Source organism: Klebsiella sp. C283 (assembly GCF_048822555.1).
Classification (GTDB): domain Bacteria; phylum Pseudomonadota; class Gammaproteobacteria; order Enterobacterales; family Enterobacteriaceae; genus Klebsiella; species Klebsiella quasipneumoniae.
The window spans coordinates 36,330-58,207 of the sequence record NZ_JBMEZS010000001.1 but is presented as its reverse complement, the minus strand read 5'-3'; the positions used below and the strand labels follow the sequence as shown (position 1 = coordinate 58,207).

20 protein-coding genes and 1 pseudogene are annotated in these 21,878 nt (G+C 59.8%); 9 read left to right on the top strand and 12 right to left on the bottom strand.

Annotated features, from left to right (window positions below; translation table 11 throughout):
• Positions 1–159 precede the first annotated feature (159 nt).
• The 3 genes from ACOI7Z_RS00285 to ACOI7Z_RS00275 form a co-directional block, all read right to left on the bottom strand.
• A complete protein-coding gene (locus tag ACOI7Z_RS00285) occupies positions 160–1,113 on the bottom strand; it encodes an aldo/keto reductase (RefSeq protein ID WP_087849795.1) in 954 nt (317 codons plus the stop codon).
• 128 nt (positions 1,114–1,241) lie between these two features.
• Entirely contained in the window at positions 1,242–2,018 is a 777-nt protein-coding gene (locus ACOI7Z_RS00280) for a lysine/arginine/ornithine ABC transporter substrate-binding protein (RefSeq protein WP_087849796.1), read from the bottom strand.
• A gap of 19 nt (positions 2,019–2,037) precedes the next feature.
• Entirely contained in the window at positions 2,038–3,216 is a 1,179-nt protein-coding gene (locus ACOI7Z_RS00275; protein ID WP_023288703.1) for a M20 aminoacylase family protein, read from the bottom strand.
• 233 nt (positions 3,217–3,449) lie between these two features.
• On the opposite strand from ACOI7Z_RS00275, the gene ACOI7Z_RS00270 reads away from it, so the two are divergent.
• Positions 3,450–4,037, top strand: coding sequence for a YSC84-related protein (locus tag ACOI7Z_RS00270; protein ID WP_048296942.1), 588 nt, complete (start codon positions 3,450–3,452; stop codon positions 4,035–4,037).
• Between the two features lie 60 nt (positions 4,038–4,097).
• Here the strand turns inward: ACOI7Z_RS00270 and ACOI7Z_RS00265 are convergent, their stop codons facing one another.
• Positions 4,098–4,553 (bottom strand): RcnB family protein, encoded by a 456-nt coding sequence (locus ACOI7Z_RS00265; RefSeq protein WP_087849797.1) that lies wholly within the window; start codon positions 4,551–4,553, stop codon positions 4,098–4,100.
• 178 nt (positions 4,554–4,731) lie between these two features.
• Entirely contained in the window at positions 4,732–5,121 is a 390-nt protein-coding gene (locus ACOI7Z_RS00260; protein ID WP_087849798.1) for a hypothetical protein, read from the bottom strand.
• Between the two features lie 269 nt (positions 5,122–5,390).
• Between ACOI7Z_RS00260 and ACOI7Z_RS00255 the strand changes: the two genes are divergently transcribed.
• The 3 genes from ACOI7Z_RS00255 to ACOI7Z_RS00245 are packed head-to-tail and all read left to right on the top strand — an operon-like array spanning position 5,391 to position 8,392.
• A complete protein-coding gene (locus ACOI7Z_RS00255) occupies positions 5,391–6,509 on the top strand; it encodes an ABC transporter substrate-binding protein (protein WP_087849800.1) in 1,119 nt (372 codons plus the stop codon).
• Positions 6,510–6,569: 60 nt separating this feature from the next.
• Positions 6,570–7,598: a FecCD family ABC transporter permease gene (locus tag ACOI7Z_RS00250; RefSeq protein ID WP_072096506.1), complete on the top strand. Its 1,029-nt coding sequence runs from the start codon at positions 6,570–6,572 to the stop codon at positions 7,596–7,598.
• Positions 7,595–8,392, top strand: a complete 798-nt coding sequence (locus tag ACOI7Z_RS00245; RefSeq protein WP_023288697.1) for an ABC transporter ATP-binding protein — start codon at positions 7,595–7,597, stop codon at positions 8,390–8,392. The genes ACOI7Z_RS00250 and ACOI7Z_RS00245 overlap by 4 nt, the downstream gene beginning before the upstream one ends.
• Positions 8,393–8,433: 41 nt before the next feature.
• Here the strand turns inward: ACOI7Z_RS00245 and ACOI7Z_RS00240 are convergent, their stop codons facing one another.
• From ACOI7Z_RS00240 to ACOI7Z_RS00230, 3 genes are all read right to left on the bottom strand, one after another.
• The gene (locus ACOI7Z_RS00240; protein WP_080901322.1) at positions 8,434–9,576 is read right to left on the bottom strand and encodes an HlyD family secretion protein; all 1,143 of its coding nucleotides are present in this window, start codon (positions 9,574–9,576) and stop codon (positions 8,434–8,436) included.
• Complete coding sequence (locus ACOI7Z_RS00235; RefSeq protein ID WP_065884049.1) at positions 9,576–9,920, bottom strand: DUF3302 domain-containing protein; 345 nt, start codon at positions 9,918–9,920, stop codon at positions 9,576–9,578. Before ACOI7Z_RS00235 ends, ACOI7Z_RS00240 begins: the two co-directional genes overlap by 1 nt.
• 137 nt (positions 9,921–10,057) lie before the next feature.
• On the bottom strand, positions 10,058–10,699 hold the full coding sequence (locus ACOI7Z_RS00230; RefSeq protein ID WP_072420810.1) for a Crp/Fnr family transcriptional regulator: 642 nt from the start codon (positions 10,697–10,699) through the stop codon (positions 10,058–10,060).
• Between the two features lie 237 nt (positions 10,700–10,936).
• On the opposite strand from ACOI7Z_RS00230, the gene ACOI7Z_RS00225 reads away from it, so the two are divergent.
• The 5 genes from ACOI7Z_RS00225 (at position 10,937) to ACOI7Z_RS00205 (ending at position 17,451) form a co-directional block, all read left to right on the top strand.
• On the top strand, positions 10,937–11,860 hold the full coding sequence (locus tag ACOI7Z_RS00225; RefSeq protein WP_065884050.1) for an aminoimidazole riboside kinase: 924 nt from the start codon (positions 10,937–10,939) through the stop codon (positions 11,858–11,860).
• 164 nt (positions 11,861–12,024) lie between these two features.
• The gene (locus tag ACOI7Z_RS00220; protein WP_023288692.1) at positions 12,025–13,542 is read left to right on the top strand and encodes a carbohydrate porin; all 1,518 of its coding nucleotides are present in this window, start codon (positions 12,025–12,027) and stop codon (positions 13,540–13,542) included.
• 104 nt (positions 13,543–13,646) lie between these two features.
• Positions 13,647–15,017 (top strand): sucrose-specific PTS transporter subunit IIBC, encoded by a 1,371-nt coding sequence (locus tag ACOI7Z_RS00215; RefSeq protein ID WP_023288691.1) that lies wholly within the window; start codon positions 13,647–13,649, stop codon positions 15,015–15,017.
• Positions 15,017–16,417, top strand: coding sequence for a sucrose-6-phosphate hydrolase (locus ACOI7Z_RS00210; protein WP_087849413.1), 1,401 nt, complete (start codon positions 15,017–15,019; stop codon positions 16,415–16,417). Before ACOI7Z_RS00215 ends, ACOI7Z_RS00210 begins: the two co-directional genes overlap by 1 nt.
• A 23-nt stretch (positions 16,418–16,440) precedes the next feature.
• Positions 16,441–17,451, top strand: coding sequence for a LacI family DNA-binding transcriptional regulator (locus ACOI7Z_RS00205; protein WP_017898803.1), 1,011 nt, complete (start codon positions 16,441–16,443; stop codon positions 17,449–17,451).
• A gap of 47 nt (positions 17,452–17,498) precedes the next feature.
• Here the strand turns inward: ACOI7Z_RS00205 and ACOI7Z_RS00200 are convergent.
• From ACOI7Z_RS00200 to ACOI7Z_RS00185, 4 genes and pseudogenes are all read right to left on the bottom strand, one after another.
• Positions 17,499–18,108, bottom strand: a pseudogene (locus tag ACOI7Z_RS00200) (hypothetical protein).
• 185 nt (positions 18,109–18,293) lie between these two features.
• Entirely contained in the window at positions 18,294–19,316 is a 1,023-nt protein-coding gene (locus tag ACOI7Z_RS00195) for an ABC transporter permease (protein ID WP_004152946.1), read from the bottom strand.
• 19 nt (positions 19,317–19,335) lie between these two features.
• On the bottom strand, positions 19,336–20,820 hold the full coding sequence (locus tag ACOI7Z_RS00190) for a sugar ABC transporter ATP-binding protein (protein ID WP_087849415.1): 1,485 nt from the start codon (positions 20,818–20,820) through the stop codon (positions 19,336–19,338).
• 32 nt (positions 20,821–20,852) lie between these two features.
• Positions 20,853–21,776: a sugar ABC transporter substrate-binding protein gene (locus ACOI7Z_RS00185; protein WP_002892597.1), complete on the bottom strand. Its 924-nt coding sequence runs from the start codon at positions 21,774–21,776 to the stop codon at positions 20,853–20,855.
• Between the last annotated feature and the right edge of the window lie 102 nt (positions 21,777–21,878).

Genomic DNA, 21,878 nt, shown 5'->3' with positions numbered 1-21,878 from the left:
CCCCCTGTGCGCTCCCTGCGCCGTAAGAGACATAACGCAGAAAATTAACCGGGAGCGCAATCTGTACGGAAATAACATAGAAGTTATAGCCCTGCCAGGCGCAGTATGCACAAGGAAATTGACGCTTGTACCGTTATTCCGCCGGGAAGAGGGAGTGACTCAGGCGCTGGCGCTGTCCAGCCGCGCCACCTGCTCCGCGCTCAGGCTCAGCGCCGCCGCGCGGGCAAAACTTTCCACCTGGGCCACGGTGGTGGCGCTGGCGATCGGCGCGGTCACCCCTTCGCGGCCGATCAGCCACGCCAGGGCCACTTCCGCTGGCTTCGCCCCCAGCTCCTCCGCAACCGCCACCAGGGTATCGATAATCCGCATCCCGCGCGGATTCAGGTACTTACCAATCTTTCCTCCGCGCTGACTCTGCGCCAGATCCGACGGCTGACGGTACTTACCGGTTAAGAACCCCGAGGCCAGGCTGTAGTAGGTCACCACCCCGATATCACGGCTGACGCAGAGATCGCACAGCGCGCCTTCAAAGGCGGAGCGGTGGTAAAGGTTATATTCCGGCTGCAGCACCTGCCAGGCAGGCAAGCCGCCCTTGCGCGCCACCTCCAGCGCCCCCGCCAGCTGCATCGCATCGAGGTTAGAGGCCCCCATCGCGCGAATTTTCCCCGCCTGCTGCAGGCTGTGGAAAGCCTCCAGCGTTTCCGCTACCGGAGTTTGCGGATCCGGCCAGTGGGAAAAGTAGAGGTCGATGTAGTCGGTATTAAGGCGGCGCAGGGAGTCGTCTACCGCCTGCTGGATCCAGGCTTTGCTGAGTCCCTTATGGCCAGGAAGGCCGAGATCGGAGCCGACTTTGGTGAAGATTTTGACCTTATCGCGCATGCCGGGACGCGCCTGCAGCCAGCGGCCGATTATGGTTTCGGATTCGCCGCCCTGGTTGCCCTCCGCCCAACGGGAATAAACATCCGCCGTGTCGATAGCGTCAAAACCATGGTCAACAAAAGCATCAAGAAGGGCAAAACTGGTTTTTTCATCAATGGTCCAGCCAAAGACGTTACCGCCAAACACTAACGGGGCGATGGAAAATCCGGTTTTGCCCAAGGGACGTGTCATCATGCCGAGTACTCCTTAGCTTTTATTCTGCTTCCCTCAGATAACCACAGGGGTCAGGAGAGGAGGTCGATTGGATAATCAGAAAAGGAATCTTACGGCGGGCGATCCTTGCCCGCGGGTACACTCAGACATTATGTCCCGGAATAAACATCAAAGCTAAAATATTTGCTGGCTAATTTTTTATAGGTGCCGTCGGCAAGGATCTTCGCAATCGCGCCGTTTATTTCCTGACGCAGCGCCTCATCGTCTTTACGCAAGCCGATCGCCGCCCCGGCGCCAAACAGCGTATCATCCTGCAGATGGCCGCCGACAAAGGTGAATGCCTTACCCTGCGGCTGCTGCAGGAAGCTGTAGTCGGCCATCATCCCGGAAAGCACCGCGCCGTCGATGCGCCCGGCCTCCAGATCGCGCACCACGCTATCGGCCCCCTGGTAGGCCACAATGTTGATCCCCTGCGGACGCCAGTGCTGATTGACGTAAGTCTCCTGCGCCGAACCCTGCTCGACGCCGATGGTTTTGCCTTTCAGCTGCGCCGGCGTATTGCCTTGCAGGGTATTTTTACGCGCCACGAGGAACACCGGCCCGTTATACAGCTTGTCGCTAAAGGCAATCTGCGCTTTACGCTTCTCGGTCATGTACATCCCGGAAAGGATGGCGTCGAATTTCCGCGCCTTCAGCGCCGGGATAATGCCGTCGAAATTGCTTTCCACCCACACGCATTTCGCCTGCAGCTGCTGGCAAATGGCGTTGCCTAGATCGATATCAAACCCCGCCAGCTTGCCCTGCGGATCCTTCCATTCAAACGGCGCGAAGGTCGGGTCGACGCCGAAGCGGATCGCCTTTCCCCCGTCGGCCAGCGCCGACGTCGACGCCATTAACGCCAGCCATAGCAACAGTGATTTTTTCATTCCAGTTCTTCTCCAGAGGTTAACGGCAGTGCTTTTCCACCAGGCGGGCGAACAGCGTCGCGCCGGTGGTGATAATGTCATCGTTGAAGTCGTAGCCGGGGTTATGCACCATGCAGCCGCCCTTCTCCCCCTGCTCGCCGTTGCCCAGCAGGAAGTAGCAGCCCGGACGTTCGCGCAGCATAAAGGCGAAGTCCTCGCTGGCGTTCATCGGCGAGACCGACTCCAGAACCCCCTCGCGACCAAACACCTCCAGCGCCAGCGCCCGGGCGAAATCAGTCTCTTCGGGGCTGTTGGTTAATACCGGGTAGGAGTCGTAAACCTCTACTGCGCTGCTGGCGCCATAGCTTTTGGCGGTAAATTCGCTGAGCTCGTGAATACGTTTGATCAGCAGGTCGCGGATTTCCGGCTTCATCGCCCGCACGCTGAGCTCCATCACCACGCTCTCCGGAATAACGTTGGAGGCGATACCGGCCTGGAAGGTGCCGACGCTGACCACCGCCGTTTCGCCCGGCGGCACGTTGCGCGCCACGATGCTCTGCAGAGCCATCACCAGCGCCGCGCCGGCGACGATCGGGTCGACGGTGCGCTCCGGATGGGCGCCGTGGCCGCCGTAGCCGGTAAGGGTGATTTTGACGGTGTCCGCCGAGGCCATAAAGTTACCGGCGTAGAAGCCCAGCTTGCCCACCGGCAGCCCCGGCATGTTGTGCAGACCGAAAATGCGTTCGCAGGGGAACTGCTCGAACAGGCCGTCTTTAATCATTAAATCGGCGCCGCCGATAGCCTCTTCCGCCGGCTGAAAAATCAGATGCACCGTGCCGTTGAACTGACAGGCCGGCGAGGCGATATATTTCGCCGCCGCCAGCAGAATGGTGGTATGACCGTCATGACCGCAGGCGTGCATTTTCCCCGACACCGTGCTGGCCCAGGGTAAACCAGTGGTTTCATGAATCGGCAGAGCGTCCATATCGGCGCGCAGACCGATGGTGCGCGGCGAGTCGCCTTTGCTCAGGCTGCCGACCACCCCGGTCTTGCCGAGGCCGCGCGTCACCTGGTAGCCCCACTCGGTCAGCTTGCCGGCAACCAGTTCGCTGGTATTAAACTCTTCCAGACTTAATTCCGGATTGGCATGTAAATAATGACGCAGAGAAATCATTTCCGCTTCCGTCGCTTTAATTTCTGGAATTACATAATCACTCATGCCGCTCTCCGGGAAATATCGTAAGGACTTAACACGGTATCGTGGTGAAAACTTTATGCAAGCAGGATTTCTAATACCGGCGATGGCGGCATCTTATTTAATAATGCGTTCACAACAGTGTAATAAGCATTAAAAACGGCGAAGTTTAAAAATAAACGTTTATTTTATGGAGAATTAACCATTATTTACCCTACCATCCCCGGCCATATTCAGATTTAAATAAAAAGATTTCTATGAAATTACAGACGCTTTTCCTCGTCGCCATGACCGCGCTGGCGGGCTGCAGCGCGCAGGGCGATACCGCCAGCCAGCAGCGGGCCAGCATTCAGAAAATGCGCAACGAAACCCTCAATAAACTGTACACCCTGCAGCCCGAGGCCCGCAGCGATATTCAGCATGCGAAGGGTTATGCGGTATTCGCCAATAACAGCAGCAAGATCCTGCTGTTCGGATTTGGCAGCGGCTACGGCGTGGTGCGGGATACGGCCTCCGGGAAGGACACCTATATGAAAATGGCCCAGGGCGGCGCCGGTCTGGGAATAGGGATCAAGCAGCAGCGCACGGTGCTGGTCTTCCATGATAAAGCGGCCCTGGATCGCTTTATCCGCCAGGGATATATGGTCGGCGCCGATGCGAACGCCGCGGCGAAATATGATGACAAAGGCATCGCGCCGATCGCCGCCTCCGCGAACGGCGTAGCGAAGGACACCTCCTCGCTGCCGTCGAAAGTGAACGTCTATGAAATCACCGACAAGGGGCTGGCCGCCCAGGCGATGGTCAATGGCTATAAATACTGGCCGGATGACGAACTGAACCCGTAGCCCCGGCGGTGCTCCATCGCCGGGTCAGGTGTTCCCTGCCCGGCGTTGGGAAACGCGCATTTAGTGGCCGAGGGCGCCGCTCACCAGAATCGAGGTGATGATCCCGGTCGCCGCGGCGATCAGCACATAGTTACCGTCGATATAGGACCAGTGATGGCCCTCCGGCGGGGGCGGCAGGCCGCGGTCGCTCCAGTCACGGACGCGATACTCATCGCCACGGAACGGCGCCGGAGCCGGGTGGCCTTTGCGGAAATCGTTACCGCGCCAGGCGAAATGGTCCTGCTCATGACGTGCCTGATCGCGTTTGTTATGACCGTCACGATCCGGGCCAGGCTGGTCATGGTCACCCTGATGATGCGCGTCAGGTCCGCCCTGCGGCGCATGCCCATTATGATCCGGACCGTTCTGCCACACCGTTGGCTGCCCCGGGCGATGGCCATCGTTCGGGCCATCGGCAAAGGCCGGGACGCTCAGCACAGTGGATAACATTACCGCCAGAGAAATCATCTTTTTCATCGTACACCTCCTGATTGAAGTTCTTTGTAACGGGAAAATGTGAAGAAAGAGTGAGTATCCGCTTAACCAGGACGATTCCTGGCACCTGGGGTTTCTGCTGTCGGGGAAGGCATTATGGGGGAGGACGAGCAATAAAAAAGGCCGCTCTCGCGACCTTTATTCAGACTGCTATCAGGACTTACTCAGCCACTTTATTTTTTAACTCTTCAGCGCCGGATTTGGTTTTATCCCAGCCCTTTTCTGCGCCGGATTTGGTGGCGTTCCAGCCTTTTTCGCTGACCTCTTTGGTCTTATCCCAACCTTTCTCAGTCCCTTCTTTGGTCTTGTTCCAGGTCTTCTGCGCGCCTTCGCTCACCTGGCTGCCGACGCTATCCTGTTTGCCTTCGGCCGCATGTTTCGCCTTCAGCTGCTGCTCTTCGCCCTCGTGCTGGGCCTGGTGCAGCTTCTCTTTAGCGGTGTTGGCGTTGGCATTGGCCGCCGCGACGGTATCCTCTGTTGCATGTGTTGTCGCAGCAAAAACCGGAGCCGCAACCAGAATAGCCGATAACGCAATCATTGCTTTTTTCATAATATCCTCTCTCACATGTCATGTTATGAGTCGCATTCAGGATGGCACAGCGAATCGGGGATGACATTAGGAATTAGCCTGAAAAACGTTTTCGACCTCCAATCATGGCAGAAAATGCTGCCGCCGCGCGCCCTGTCGGCGTTCACATAATTTCCAACACGTTTGTTACATTTCGTGAAATTTGCCCTTGATATACTTGCCGTTGAGGTTTACTCGAGAATAATTCTCAGAATCATTATATTTATAAATTGGCAAACGGAACTCATTTTATGGCAAGAAAATCAGTAAGATCGCTGTTGCTTACTGCGCTGATCGCGACTCCCTTCTTCAGCTATGCGACCCAATATCCTCTGACGGTTACCGACCTTGACGGCCGGCAGGTCACCCTGGCTAAAGAGCCGCAGCGTATTATTTTGCAGGATGGCCGCGACATTATGACCCTCGCCCTGCTGGACCGGGACAATCCGTTTAAGCGGCTGGTGGCATGGAATAATCTGGCGAAAAAGCAGGACGTTGCCACCTGGCAGATGCTCAAAACGACGTGGCCGCAGTCGGCCACGATCCTTGACATGGGCTTCAGCGACAAGGGGAATGTCGATCTTGAAAGCGTCATCGCCCGCCAGCCGGATCTGATGATCGCCCAGCTGCGCGCCAGGCCTGCGCTGATGGAGAGCGGGGTCATTGACAAGCTTAGCGCCCTGCACGTTCCGGTGCTGTTTGTCGACTATGAGATCGACCCGGCGAAAGATACCGCCCCCAGCATCGACCTGCTGGGCAAAGTGCTTAACCGCGAGAGCCAGGCCAAAGCCTTTACCGATTACTATCGCCATCAGCTGCAGACGATTCGTCAGAAAACCGCAGCCATCACGCCGAAGGCCAACGTCTTCGTGGAAGCGCTGGCCGGCAACAGCGACGCCTGCTGCTTTACTCATGGCCACAGCGGCTGGGGCGGGCTGGTGGAGGCGGTCGGGGCGAACAATATCGGTTCGCAGCTGCTGCCGGGCGCCTCCGGGTTCGTCTCGCTGGAGAAAATCATCAGCATGAAGCCCGACGCCTGGATCATGACCGGCTCGAAGCGTGGCAACAGCCAGGTGCTGCCCCTGGGCTATGAAGTCAAGCCGGAGTCGGTGAAGGCCCAGGCGCAGACGCTGCTGGCGCGGCCAGGGGTCAGCCAGATCCCGGCGGTACAGGAAAAGCGAGCGTATGGCGTCTATCACCACTTCTATAACCACCCGTGGAATATTGTCGGCATGGAATATCTGGCGAAAGATATCTATCCGCAGGCCTTCCGCGATCTCAACCCGGATGAGACTTATCATTATATCGTGCGCCATTTCACCGACCTGCCGGACCAGCCGTTCGTCTTTTCCTGGCAACAGAGCGAGTAATCCGGCATGCGTTTAACTTCCGACTCCGTTCTGGACGGGCTGCCCGCCGGGACGCCTGGCGTGATGGATCATTATCGCCATATCGTGCGTCGCCGCCTGCTGCTGATGCTGCTGCTGGCGCTGTTGATTGTCGCTTCGCTGCTGCTCGATTTTATGCTCGGCCCCTCCGGACTGCCGCTGCAGAGCCTGTGGCAGACGTTAACCGATCCGGCCAGCGCCGATCCGGGCACTCGCGCCATCGTCTGGGACATCCGGCTGCCCTATGCGGTGATGGCGATTATCGTCGGTCTGGCGCTGGGACTGGCCGGTGCCGAAATGCAGACCATCCTCAATAACCCGCTGGCCAGTCCGTTTACCCTCGGCGTCTCCTCGGCTGCGGCGTTTGGCGCCGCGCTGGCGATTGTACTGGGCATTGGCCTGCCGGGTATTCCCGGCCAGTGGTTTATCTCGGCCAACGCCTTTATCTTCGCCCTGCTGGCGGCCCTGCTGCTGGACGGCATTACCCGCTGGACCCAGGTGGCCACCTCCGGCGTCATTCTGTTCGGCATCGCGCTGGTCTTTACCTTTAACGCCCTGGTCTCGATGCTGCAGTTTATCGCCAATGAAGACACGCTGCAGGGGCTGGTGTTCTGGACCATGGGCAGCATCGACCGCGCCTCCTGGAGCAAAGTCGCCATCCTGCTGGTCGCCCTGGCGCTGGTGATGCCCCTGTCGCTGCGCAGCGCGTGGAAGCTGACCGCCCTGCGGCTGGGCGAGGACCGGGCCATCAGCTTTGGCATTAACGTTCGCCGTCTGCGCCTGGCCACACTGCTGCGGATCAGCATTTTGTCGGCGCTTTCGGTGGCCTTTGTCGGGCCAATCGGCTTTATCGGCCTGGTGGCGCCGCATATTGCGCGGATGCTCTTCGGCGAAGACCATCGCTTTTACCTGCCCGCCAGCGCGCTGATCGGCGCCCTGGTGCTCTCCCTGGCCTCCATCGCCTCGAAGAACCTGATCCCGGGGGCCATTATTCCGGTGGGGATCGTCACTTCCCTGGTAGGGGTCCCGTTCTTTTTAAGCATTATTTTACGTCACCGGGGGCAGGTATGAGCGACCAGACGTTATCCGGGCTATCGCTGTCTCACTTCAGCGCCGGCTACCCCAGACGCAAGGTGATCGAGAACCTGACGGTTCCCCATCTGCCGCGGGGGAAAATCACCGCGCTGCTGGGGCCAAACGGCAGCGGTAAATCGACGTTAATGCGGGCGATGGCGGGTCTGGGCCCCTGCCGCGGCGAGCTGCTGCTGGAGGGGGAAAATCTGCTGACGCAGCCGTTCGCACGTCGCGCGGAACAGGTGGTTTATCTTCCGCAGACGCTGCCCGCCGGCGTGCATCTGCATGTGCTGGAGTCGATTATCGTGGCCCAGCGCGCCGCCGGAGGACGCCACAGTCCGCAGCACCAGGAGGAGGTGATGGCGCTGCTGCGCCAGCTGGGAATTGCCCACCTGGCGATGAGCTACCTCGATCAACTCTCCGGCGGGCAAAAACAGCTGGTGGGTCTCGCCCAGTCGCTGATTCGCCAGCCGCGCCTGCTACTGCTCGACGAACCGCTCAGCGCGCTTGATCTCAACTATCAATTTCACGTGATGGATCTGGTGCGCCGGGAGACCCGACGGCGCAACATCGTGACCCTGGTGGTGGTGCACGATATCAATATTGCCCTGCGTCACGCCGACCACGTGCTGATGCTCAAAGCGGGCCAGCTGCTCGGCGACGGCACCCCGGCCGCGGTCATCACCCCCGAGACCCTGGCGGCCGTCTACGGCGTGCGCGGTCGTATTGAGCCCTGTTCGCAGGGGGTGCGGCAGGTGATTATTGACGGGCTGGTGGACAGCGAGGCCTGACCGCGGCGCGGGGAGGGTACGGCCTCCCCGCGCCCGCCGGCTTAGTGATCGAGATAGATATAGTTTTCCCAGCTCTTCATGCGGATCAGGATCTTCCGGATCAGCGACAGCTCTTTCAGATGATCCGAGTAGACCGCCGCCTCGAGGGTGGCACCCTGCGGCAGGGCGTATTCGGCAAAACGCGGATCGGTCACCTTCAGCACCACCAGCGCCCGGCCATGGGTATTGAGCGCGTCCGTGGTCAGCAGTTTGCCCTGGCCCTGAAACTGACTCTCGCCAATCGCCGGCAGCACGTCGGCCACTTCCCCGCGGAAGACGGTGCCCGGAATGGCCGGAAACATCAGCTCCGCGGGCTCGCCTTTATGCAGACGCTGCAGGGCGTTCTGGCGAAATGCCGCGACATACTCCCGCGAGGCGTCGCCCTCCACCGGCACAAAGGTCATCACCGGCAGCATCCCCAGCGCGGTGGACATGGTGCCTGGCCGTAAGCCGACGGTGCTGACATAGCCGTCTTCCGGGGCGCGGACGACGGTGTTATCCAGCTGAAACTGCGCCTTCTGCAACTGCGCCAGCAGGGAGGCCACGGTGGTATTTTTGCCCTTCACCACCGAGTCCAGCGCGTTACGCGCCTGAACCACGTTCGCCTGAGCCGCGCTGACGCTGGCTTCATCGGCTTTCCACGTCTGCAGACGGGTATCGACCATTTGATCGGAGAAGGCGCCCTGGGCATGCCCCTCCCGAAAGCGGGCATACTCCCGCCGCGACTGGTCGCGCTGGGCCACCGCTCTGTTCAGCTCGGCCTCCGCCTGGCTTAACGCGGCGTTGAGGGAGAGCGCATCCTGACTGGCCGCTTTAATTTGCGCCTGCAGATCGTCCACCTTTGCCTGGAACGGCGTCGGGTCGAGAGTAAACAGCACATCGCCCTTATGCAGCCTCTGGTTAGGCTTCACCGGTACGGTCTGCACCCGACCGCGCACCTGCGACACAATCGGCACGGTGCGAAACACCTGATTACCGACGTCGGTATAGGGGAAGTTGTAGTTCATCCCGAAGATCACCGCGCCAATCAGGGCGATACCGCCGAGCACCGCCGTCGGCACGGTCCACTTATTGAGCGGAATGCGGAATACTTTAAACACCACGATGCATAGCGCGGCGTAGGTCAGCAACATTAACGTTTCCATTATTTTGCCTCCTTCGCTTTAAGTTCCTCGACCTCGCGCTGCACCTGCTCCAGTCGCTGAGTGACCGTCTCCAGACGCTGATGCAGGGCCTGCTGATCGTCGGCGATGCGGCGCATTCCCCATCCGCGGTCTTCGCGCCATAGCGTCGCCCAGATCCACAACAAGGGCCACAGGGCATGCAGGGTGAATAAGCTGACCCAGCCGGCATAATGAATCGCATCCTGATGAGGATGGCGCCGCTCTTTGGCGATTTCATAAGGAATATCGTGAATAACAATCACGCCATAAAAAAGTATTAAGGCCACGGCGATGAGAATGGCCAGCGCCACATAGTCCAGGGTCATAAAATAACTCCAGAGTGAAAGGTTAAATAAATAAAACGGCCAGGTTCAGGCGTAACGGGGCCGGGGGAAAACGCGCGCGTAGCGCTTTCCTCGGGCGGGTTTTAGCGACGTTATGTCGGGGAGCCGACGAACCTGAATCAGAATTTCTCAGGAATATGACGGTCGATGGAAATCAGTTTGCCTTTTTTCACCGTGATATATCCTCCCTCGCGCAGGGCGGCCAGCACCTGATAAACATAGCTGCGCGAAAGATTGGTTCGTTTAATAATAAATGCCGACAGGCTTTCATGCTGACCACCATCGATTCCTCCACGATATAAATAGCGCGACAGCATTGATTTAATGGTCTGAAAGCTGGTCTGGCTGCCGCGTTCATAATGGGCATCAAGGGCAAATATGCCCATATAGGCCAGGATCGTGGTCAGCTCTTGCATATAGCCCGGCGACGAATGAAAGAATATCCGTTCAAAATCGCTGGCGGATATTTTCGCCAGCTGGCATTCGCCCAGACACCGATAATAGAGCGCCACCGACGGACAATAATGTTCAAGCAGCCCTAACGGCATATGCGCGATAACAATCCCGAGCAGGTTCTGCTCATCACCAAAGGCCAGCGTCATTTGCCCCTGCAGCAAAAAATAGAGATAGCCCGGCTGCGGCAGAAATGGCTGGTCTTTACTCAGGCTCAGGGTTTCACTGCAGGCGATGACCGCCGGCAGGTGCGTGGTCAGCGACAGCTTCTGGTACCGATCGTAAATATCGCCAAAACTGGGGTTCATCGCGCTACGCACTCCTTCACCTTTTATCACCGCGGCGGGGTTAACCGCGGCCTGTGGAACTATACCTAAGCGGGTCAGGAAGGAAAAGTCCAGATCTGGAGTGGCGAAATATTCCGCCTGGCTCACATTTTTTACCCTCGCCCCGCCCTTTCATCCACCAATCGTTCCGCTTGCCGCCAGGCTGTGCTTTAATTAGCTAAACCGGTTTAACAAAGTTTAGCTAAGAGGAGCTGTCCTATGAATAGTAAAATCTGGGTACTCGGCGATGCGGTCGTCGATCTCCTGCCCGACGGAGAGGGCCGCCTGCTGCAATGCCCCGGCGGCGCGCCGGCCAACGTCGCGGTCGGCGTGGCGCGGCTCGGCGGCGACAGCGGGTTTATCGGCCGCGTCGGCGACGATCCGTTCGGTCGCTTTATGCGCCACACCCTGGCGCAGGAGCAGGTCGATGTGGATTTTATGCGCCTCGACGCGACGCAGCGCACCTCCACGGTGGTGGTCGATCTCGATCGGCACGGGGAGCGCACCTTTACCTTTATGGTTCGCCCGAGCGCCGACCTGTTTCTTGCGCCTGAGGATCTTCCGCCGTTCGCCGCCGGCCAGTGGCTGCACGTCTGCTCTATCGCCCTCAGCGCGGAACCGAGCCGCAGCACGGCATTCGCGGCGATGGAGGCGATAAAGCGCGCCGGGGGCTATGTCAGCTTCGACCCCAATATCCGCAGCGACCTGTGGCAGGATCCGCAGGAGCTGCGCGACTGTCTCGACCGGGCGCTGGCCCTCGCCGACGCCATAAAACTGTCGGAAGAGGAGCTGGCTTTTATCAGCGGCAGCGACGACATCGTCAGCGGCATCGCCCGGCTGAACGCCCGCTTCCAGCCGACGCTGCTGCTGGTCACCCAGGGCAAAGCGGGAGTCCAGGCCGCGCTGCGCGGGCAGGTTAGCCACTTCCCCGCCCGCCCGGTAGTGGCCGTCGATACCACCGGCGCCGGCGATGCCTTTGTCGCCGGGCTGCTCGCCGGGCTCGCCGCCCACGGTATCCCTGACAACCTCGCCGCCCTGGCGCCGGACCTTGCGCTGGCGCAAACCTGCGGCGCGCTGGCCACCACCGCCAAAGGCGCCATGACCGCCCTGCCCTACAGGGAGGATCTTCAGCGCTCGCTGTGATCCCGTTGGGCCGGCTAACGGCCCACTTTGCTGGCGACATCACAATTCTTAAACCGGTTTAGCAATTTTTATTTTCACTGCGTTACCGACATGTTTACCATATCAACTAAACCGGTTTAGCAAACGTTAGCACACTCACTGATTTACCTTTGGATGTCACCAACATGTATAAAAAACGGAAGTTAGCCATTCTTATTGCTTTGCTAACCGGCGCCGCCGCCGCCCATGGGCAGACAGACCTGAACAGCATTGAAGCGCGTCTCGCCGCCCTGGAAAAACGTCTGCAGGATGCCGAGACCCGCGCCAGTACCGCCGAAAGCCGCGCCGCCTCAGCGGAGCAGAAAGTTCAGCAGCTAACCCAGCAGCAGCAGCAAACCCAGGCCACCACCCAGCAGGTGGCCAAGCGCACCACCCAACTGGAAGAAAAAGCCGAACGGCCCGGCGGCTTTGAGTTCCACGGCTACGCCCGCTCCGGGGTGATCATGAACGACTCCGCCGCCAGCACGAAATCCGGGGCCTATATGACCCCCGCCGGGGAGACCGGCGGCGCCATTGGTCGTCTTGGCAACCAGGCCGACACCTATGTGGAAATGAACCTCGAACATAAGCAGACCCTGGACAACGGGGCGACCACCCGTTTCAAAGTGATGGTGGCCGACGGGCAAACTACCTATAACGACTGGACGGCGAGCAGCAGCGACCTGAACGTGCGCCAGGCGTTCGTCGAGCTGGGCAACCTGCCGACCTTCGAGGGTCCGTTCAAAGGCTCGACCCTGTGGGCCGGGAAACGCTTTGACCGCGACAACTTCGACATCCACTGGGTTGACTCGGATGTGGTATTCCTCGCCGGGACCGGCGGCGGGATCTACGACGTGAAGTGGAACGACAGCCTGCGCAGCAACTTCTCGTTATATGGCCGCAACTTTGGCGATATCGCCGACAGCAGCAACAGCGTGCAGAACTATATCGTCAGCATGAATAACTTTGCCGGCCCGGTGCAGATGATGGTCAGCGGGATGCGGGCGAAAGATAATGACGACCGCCAGGACGCGAACGGCAATCTGGTGAAAGGCGATGCCGCTAACACCGGGGTTCATGCCCTGCTGGGTCTGCACAATGAGAGCTTCTATGGCCTGCGCGACGGGACCAGCAAAACGGCCCTGCTGTATGGCCACGGACTGGGCGCCGAGGTTAAAGGCATCGGTTCCGACGGCGCGCTGCGTCCGGGGGCCAATACCTGGCGTTTCGCCAGCTACGGCACCACGCCGCTGAGCGATCGCTGGTTTATTGCCCCGGCCGTGCTGGCGCAGAGCAGTAAAGACCGCTATGTCGATGGCGACAGCTATCAGTGGGCCACTCTTAACCTGCGTCTGATTCAGGAGGTCACGCAGAACTTCGCCCTCGCCTGGGAGGGCACTTATCAGTACATGGATCTGCAGCCTGAAGGCTACAACGATCGCCATGCGGTCAACGGCAGCTTCTACAAGCTGACCTTCGCCCCGACCTTCAAGGTCGGCAGCATCGGCGACTTCTTCTCACGCCCGGAGATCCGCTTCTACACCTCGTGGATGGACTGGAGCAAAAAGCTGGATAACTACGCCAACGACGACGCGTTAGGCAGCAACGGATTCAAATCGGGCGGCGAATGGTCGTTCGGTATGCAAATGGAGACCTGGTTCTGACGTGAACCCGGAAGACAGGGTAAGTCACACATAAATATAAGGTTCGCGGTGCCTGCCACGGCCGGCGCCGCCCACGCCATATCATCATGCATTCAGAGGGTACTATGGATTTTGAACAGATTTCCCGCTCACTGCTTCCCCTGCTGGGCGGCAAGGAAAATATCGCCAGCGCCGCGCACTGCGCCACCCGCCTGCGGCTGGTGCTGGTCGACGACGCGCTCGCCGACCAGCAGGCGATTGGCAAAATCGACGGCGTGAAAGGCTGCTTTCGCAATGCCGGCCAGATGCAGATCATCTTCGGCACCGGGGTGGTCAATAAAGTCTATGCCGCCTTTATCCAGGCGGCGGGCATCAGCGAATCGAGCAAATCCGAAGCCGCCGACCTGGCGGCGAAAAAACTGAACCCGTTCCAGCGCATCGCCCGCCTGCTGTCCAACATCTTCGTGCCGATTATTCCGGCCATCGTCGCCTCCGGCCTGCTGATGGGCCTGCTGGGGATGGTGAAAACCTACGGCTGGGTCGACCCGGGCAACGCTATCTATATCATGCTGGATATGTGCAGCTCGGCGGCGTTTATCATTCTGCCGATCCTGATCGGCTTTACCGCCGCCCGCGAATTTGGCGGTAACCCTTATCTGGGCGCGACCCTCGGCGGGATCCTCACCCACCCGGCGTTGACCAACGCCTGGGGCGTCGCCGCCGGCTTCCACACCATGAATTTCTTCGGCATCGAAGTGGCGATGATCGGCTATCAGGGCACGGTCTTCCCGGTGCTGCTGGCGGTGTGGTTTATGAGCCTTGTCGAGAAACGGCTGCGCCGCATTATCCCTGACGCGCTGGATCTGATCCTCACGCCGTTCCTGACGGTAATTATCTCCGGCTTTATCGCCCTGCTGCTGATCGGCCCGGCCGGCCGCGCGCTCGGCGACGGCATTTCGTTTATCCTCAGCACGCTTATCAGCCACGCCGGCTGGCTGGCGGGCCTGCTGTTTGGCGGCCTCTATTCGGTGATCGTCATTACCGGTATCCATCACAGCTTCCATGCCATCGAGGCGGGTCTGCTCGGCAATCCGTCGATCGGCGTCAACTTCCTGCTGCCGATCTGGGCCATGGCCAACGTCGCCCAGGGCGGCGCCTGCTTTGCGGTGTGGTTTAAAACCAAAGATGCCAAAATCAAAGCTATCACCTTGCCGTCGGCGTTTTCGGCGATGCTGGGGATCACCGAGGCGGCAATCTTCGGGATTAACCTGCGCTTTGTGAAACCGTTCATCGCCGCGCTGGTGGGCGGTGCCGCCGGCGGCGCCTGGGTGGTGTCGATGCACGTCTACATGACCGCGGTGGGCCTGACGGCGATCCCGGGAATGGCCATCGTGCAGGCCAGCTCGCTGCTGAACTACATTATCGGGATGGCGATCGCCTTCGCCGTGGCCTTCACGCTCTCTCTGACGCTGAAATACAAAACGGACGCTGAATAATGTCATTACCGTCACGCCTGCCTGCGATCCTGCAGGCCGTTATGCAGGGCCAGCCGCAGGCGCTGGCCGACAGCCATTACCCGCAATGGCATCTGGCGCCGGTCAGCGGACTGCTGAACGATCCCAACGGCTTTTGCCAGGTCGCCGGGCGTTACCACCTGTTTTATCAGTGGAATCCGCTCGCCTGCGACCACACCTACAAGTGCTGGGGACACTGGAGCTCAGCCGATCTGCTGCACTGGCGGCATGAACCTATCGCCCTGATGCCGGATGAAGAGTATGACCGCAACGGCTGCTACTCCGGCAGCGCGGTCGAGTTCGAGGGCGCCCTGACCCTGTGCTATACCGGCAACGTGAAATTCCCCGACGGCGGGCGCACCGCCTGGCAATGTCTGGCGACGGAAAATGCCGATGGCACCTTCCGCAAGCTGGGGCCGGTGCTGCCGCTGCCGGAAGGCTATACTGGCCATGTGCGCGACCCTAAAGTGTGGCGACAGGACGGGCGCTGGTACATGGTCCTCGGGGCGCAGGATGTGCAACAGCGCGGCAAAGTGCTGCTGTTTACCGCCAGCGACCTGCAGGATTGGCGCCTGGTGGGCGAGATAGCCGGGCATGACGTTAACGGCCTGGCGAACGGCGGCTACATGTGGGAGTGCCCGGACCTGTTTCCGCTGGCGGACACCCACCTGCTGATCTGCTGCCCGCAGGGGCTGGCCCGCGAAGCGCAGCGCTTTCTCAATACCTATCCGGCGGTGTGGATGGCAGGCCGTTTCGACGCCGAACGCGGCGCCTTCGACCATGGCCCGCTGCACGAGCTGGACAGCGGATTTGAGTTCTACGCGCCGCAGACCATGCTGGCCGAGGATGGCCGTCGCCTGCTGGTCGGCTGGATGGGCGTCCCGGACGGGGAAGAGATGCATCAACCCACCCGCGCGCAGGGGTGGATCCACCAGATGACCTGCGTGCGCGAGCTGGAGTGGCAGGCGGGCACCCTGTATCAGCGCCCGCTGCGCGAGCTGGCCGCCCTGCGCGGCGAAGCCGAGGGCTGGCGCGGACAGACCCTGCCCCTCGCCCCGATGGAGCTGGCCTTTGACATCGCCCCCAACAGCACGCTGGGGCTGGATTTTGCCGGCGCCCTGCAGCTCACCGTTAACCGCGACGGCCTGCGTCTGTCGCGCCGCGGGCTGCAGACGGCGGAGATGCATCACCGCTACTGGCGCGGCGAGGCGCGGCGCCTGCAGATCTTTATCGACCGCTCCAGCGTGGAGATTTTCATCAACGATGGCGAAGGGGTGATGAGCAGCCGCTTCTTCCCGGGCTATCCGGGGCAGTTAATCTTCAGCGGTGCGACGCCGGTGGCATTCTGCCGCTGGCTGCTGCGGCCATGCATGGTAGAATAACCGTTTTGCTTTCAGGCTCCCGGGTGCTGATGAAAACCAAACGCGTAACTATCAAAGATATCGCCGAACTGGCGGGCGTCTCCAAAGCGACCGCCAGTCTGGTGCTTAACGGTCGTGGCAAAGAGCTGCGCGTGGCGCAGGAGACGCGCGAGCGCGTGCTGGCGATCGCCCGCGAGCAGCACTATCAACCCAGCATTCACGCGCGCTCGCTGCGCGATAACCGCAGCCATACCATTGGCCTGGTGGTGCCGGAAATCACCAACTACGGGTTTGCCGTTTTCTCCCATGAGCTTGAGACGCTCTGCCGGGAAGCCGGCGTGCAGCTGCTTATCTCCTGCACCGACGAAAACCCCGGCCAGGAGAGCGTGGTGGTCAATAACATGATTGCCCGCCAGGTCGACGGCCTGATCGTCGCCTCGTGCATGCACAGCGATGCCGACTACCTGAAGCTCAGCGAACAGCTGCCGGTGGTGCTGTTTGACCGCTCCCCCAGCGACAGCGCCCTGCCGCTGGTGATGACCGACTCGGTCACCCCAACGGCCGAGCTGATCTCCCGCATCGCCCCTCAGCATGCGGACGAGTTCTGGTTTCTCGGCGGCCAGCCGCGGCTATCGCCATCGCGCGACCGGCTGGCGGGATTCACCCAGGGCCTGGCTCAGGCGGGGGTCACGCTGCGTCCCGAGTGGGTGATCAACGGCAACTATCACCCCAGCTCCGGCTATGAGATGTTCGCCGCGCTCTGCGCGCGGCTGGGCCGGCCGCCGAAGGCGCTGTTCACCGCGGCCTGCGGCCTGCTCGAAGGGGTCCTGCGCTATATGAGCCAGCACCATCTGCTGGACTCCAATATTCATCTCGCCAGCTTCGACGATCACTATCTGTACGATTCACTTTCCCTGCGCATTGATACCGTGCAACAGGATAATCGCCAGCTGGCCTGGCACTGCTACGATCTGCTCAGCCAGCTGATCGACGGCCAGGCGCCGGAGCCGCTCCAGCGCTATCTGCCCGCCACCCTGCAGTTTCGCCATGCCTGACGGCGCCGTCGGCAATTAGCGTTTTCGCCGGGCGCGCGCCGCCCGCCTCACCGCCAGCAGCGTGCCGGCGAGCACCGCGCCGAGGCCCATCGTGACCGGCCAACGGTAAGCCATCAGCAGCGAAGGCAATCCGCTGTCCGGCGCCAGCATCACGAGATTCCAGCCCGCCAGGCCCGCATTGCCGTTCAGCGCCCGGCTTAACATCCGCTGATGCGGGGCGAAGGGCTGAATGGTCTGGTAATGGCTGCCGAACAGCGGCGGCTGCATCTCCCTGGGAAATTGCGCCTGAACCTGGGCCAGCACGCTGGCCGGCAGCGCATGCGATGCCGCCAGCAGATGCCCGTCGCTATTCACCAGCAGCAGCTGATAATGTCGCTGCCGGGCCAGGGCATAGAGATCCGCGCGCATCACCGCCAGCGGCCAGGTGGCTTCCCGCTGCCGCGCCGGCGTGTTCATCCGCCGTTCGAGGCGTGACGCCACCCACTGCGCATCCTTCTCCAGCTGCCGGGTATACATTTCGCGGCAAACCTCTCTGGCCAGAAAATGCCCGCCCCGGCCGATGATCAGGATCGCCAGGCCAACGAGCAGCGTGACGATCACGCCCCTTCTTCCCGGTCGCCAGACCGGCGAGGATTTGCCTATGGATGGTGTATTCATACGACTCCAGAAACAAGGGGGCAAGGCGTGGCCCCCTGGCGAATGAACAACAAAAGTCGCGAAACTGTACAGGATGCGCAGCGCGGGAAAAATAGACAGCCTGCGCCAGGCGGGGAGTATTTTGTTTATTTCTGGACAGGGCTGGCGGCAACGACGCGCTTCGCCGTTGCCGCCAGTTGATAAGATTAGTGTTTTTTCCGGTTGCGGCGCATGTCGATGGTCACCGCCGCGACGATAATGATCCCTTTAATAATATCCTGCACGTAGGCATCGACGCCGACAAAGGTAAAGCCGCTCTTGATCAGGCCAAGGATCATCGCGCCAATCAGGGTGCCGGTAATGCGCCCCACCCCGCCCATTAAGCTGCTGCCGCCGATCACCGCTGCGGCAATCGCGTCCAGCTCGTAGGACATCCCCATGCTGGACTGGCCGCTGCTGACGCGCGCCGCCAGCACCACCCCCGCCAGCCCGGAGAGCGCCCCGGCGATGGTGTAGACAATCACCAGGTACTTATTCACGTTGATGCCGGACACTTTGGCCGAGGTCATGTTGCCGCCGATGGCATACACATATTTGCCATACCGGGTATGCTTCAGCGCAATGTGAAACACCGCGGCGATCACGAAGAAGATGATCACCGGCATCGCCCCCTGGCCTATCGCCGTAAAGCTGTCGGAGAGGAAGCTTATCGGATTGCCCTGGGTGTAATACTGCGCCAGACCGCGCGCCGAGACCATCATCCCGAGGGTGGCGATAAACGGCGGGATACCGGTTCGCGTCACCAGGAAACCGTTGGTCAGCCCGCACAGCAGGCCGACGCCGATCCCCGCGCAAATCGGGATCACCGCCGGCAGGTTGACCAGCGCCGGGAACATCGGCGACAGGCTGTCGGAGGTTTGCGCCAGGCTCGCCGCCACCACCGCCGCGAGGGCGATAACCGAGCCGGAGGAGAGGTCAATCCCGGTGGTGATGATCACCTGGGTGACGCCGACGGCGATGATGCCGATGATCGCCACCTGCAGCACAATCAGCACCAGGCGGTTGGTATTGAGCAGGAACGACTGGTCGCGAACATACCAGCCGGCGATTTCAAATGTCAGGGCAATCACCAGCATCACCACAAAGATGCCGGTATCTTTCGGCATTTTATGCCGCAAATTAGCGAAGAAGGAGGAACCCTCGCTGGCCGGAGCCGCCGTTAATTTCATATTACTCATTCTCTGTGCCTCAATGGGATGCCAACGACAAAATGGTTTCCTGGTCGGCTTCGTCTTTTTCCAGGATGCCGGTGATACGACCTTCATGCATCACCATGACCCGATCACTCATGCCAAGGATTTCCGGCAGCTCAGAGGAGACCATAATGACCGCCACCCCCCGGTTCGCCAGTTCACTGATAAGATGATAAATTTCCGCCTTCGCCCCGACGTCGATGCCGCGGGTCGGCTCATCGAGAATTAAGATTTTCGGTTGCGCTAACAGCCAGCGCGCAATCAGGACTTTTTGCTGATTCCCCCCGCTGAGGTTATTAATAATTTGATCCATCGTCGGCGTTTTAATATTGAGCCGGCGGATTTGCTCCATGCAGTCTTCGGCCATTTTCACGTGCTGGACAAAACCGCTCTTGCCGATATATTCCGGCATTTTGACGATACTCATATTTTCCAGCACCGACAGCACCAGAAACAGGCCCGACTTTTTGCGGTCTTCGGTTAATAACGCCATCCCCTTTTCAATCGCCACGGAGGGAGAATCAATGGTCACCGGCGCCCCGTCGATCAGCACTTCACCGCTGTCGAAGCGTTCCATACCGAACAGGCTTTCCATCACCTCGCTGCGCCCGGCGCCCACCAGCCCGGCCACGCCGAGGATCTCGCCGCGACGCACGGTAAAGCTGACGTCATGGAACACGCCCTGGCGCGTCAGGTTGCGCACCGTCAGCACCTCTTCGCCGATGGTGTTATTAAATTTCGGGAACAGCTGGGTTAATTCGCGGCCCACCATCTGGGTGATCAGCGACTGGCGGGTAAATTCAGTGGTGTTTTTGCTCCCCACCCAGGTGCCGTCGCGAAAGACGCTGATCTCATCGGTGATCGCGAAGATCTCATCCATTTTATGGCTGATATAGATGATCGCTTTGCCCTGGGCCCGCAGGTCGCGGATGATGGTGAACAGGTGAGCCACCTCGCCTTCGGTAAGCGCCGAAGTAGGCTCATCCATAATCACAATATCCGCGTTCCATGAGACCGCTTTGGCAATCTCCACCATCTGCTGGGCGGCGATGCTCAGGTCGCCCACCAGCAGGTCGGCAGTTAAGCGAATATTCAGCTTATCCAGCAGCGCCTGGGTCTGGCGGGTCAGCTGGCCGTGGTCGACAAAGCCGTACTTCATCGGCTCGCGCCCCAGCCAGATATTTTCCGCCACCGTCATATGCGGCACCAGATTCAGCTCCTGGTGAATCATCGAGATCCCCGAGCGCAGCGCATCCATGGTGTCGGTAAACTCCACCGGCTCACCTTTCACGCGAATCGATCCTTTATCCGGGCGATAGATACCGATCAGGCACTTCATTAGCGTGGATTTACCGGCGCCGTTCTCGCCCATCAGGGCGTGCACCGTTCCCGGGCGCACGCGTAATGAGACATTGTCGAGCGCCTTCACGCCGGGGAAGAACTTACTGATACCTTCGGCTTCAAGGGCAAAAGCGTTCATACATCCACCTCCGTACCACAGGTTGGCCAGGATTATTTCTGATTACGATTGGTAAATTCAGCCATGTTCTCTTTGGTGATCAGCTGATACGGCACGTCGATGATCTTTTCCACTTTCTCGCCGTTCGCCAGCTTAATGGCCGCGTCTACGGCGCCCTCGCCCTGGCCTTTCGCATCCTGGAAGATGGTGGCGATCATCTTGCCGCTCTTCAGCATCTGCAGCGCATCCGGGGTGCCATCCACGCCGGCGATGAGAATATGGTTCGGGTTTTTACCCAGCGCCTGCAGGGCGCCGATCGCCATTTCATCGTTGTTGGAGGCGATGGCCTGGATATCCTCGCCGCTGGTCATCCAATTGCTGACCACGTCCACGGCGTCATTGCGGGTAAATTTCGCAGTCTGCTTCTGCACGATTTTGATGTTCGGGTATTTCGCCACGACCTCTTCCACCCCTTTGGTGCGGTCGCGAGTGGATTCATTCGCCAGGTCGCCGAGCAGGATCGCCACATTGCCCTTGCCGTTCATCGCTTTCGCCAGCGCTTCCATCTGCAGACGGCCGGCGAGAATCGAATCCGACCCCACATAGGCCATCTTGTCGGTCAGCTCCGCCTGCGGGCGACGGTTTACAAACACCAGCGGGATCCCGGCTTTGGTGGCCTGATCCATGATCGGTTTCACCGCGTTGGTATCCACCGGGTTGACGATAATGGCGTCCACGCCCTGGCCGATAAAGTTCTGCACCTGCTGCAGCTGCTGGGAGACATCCCCTTTCGCGTCCTCGATCTGCGATTTCACCCCATCTTTTTTCATCTCTTTTTGCATCGAGGTACGCAGGATCGTCAGGAAGTTATCGTCAAACAGCGCCATCGAGACGCCAATGGAGACATCTTTTGCCATAACCACCGCAGGCAGCATGCAGGCTAACAAAGAGGCAACAATCGTTTTCTTAATATTCATAGTTGATCCTTGATTTTGTAGGTACGCCGGTGAATGAAACAAAATGAAAAATTAATTTCAGTTAGATTGCGACAAATGTCTGTTGTGACGGCGACGGCGCTG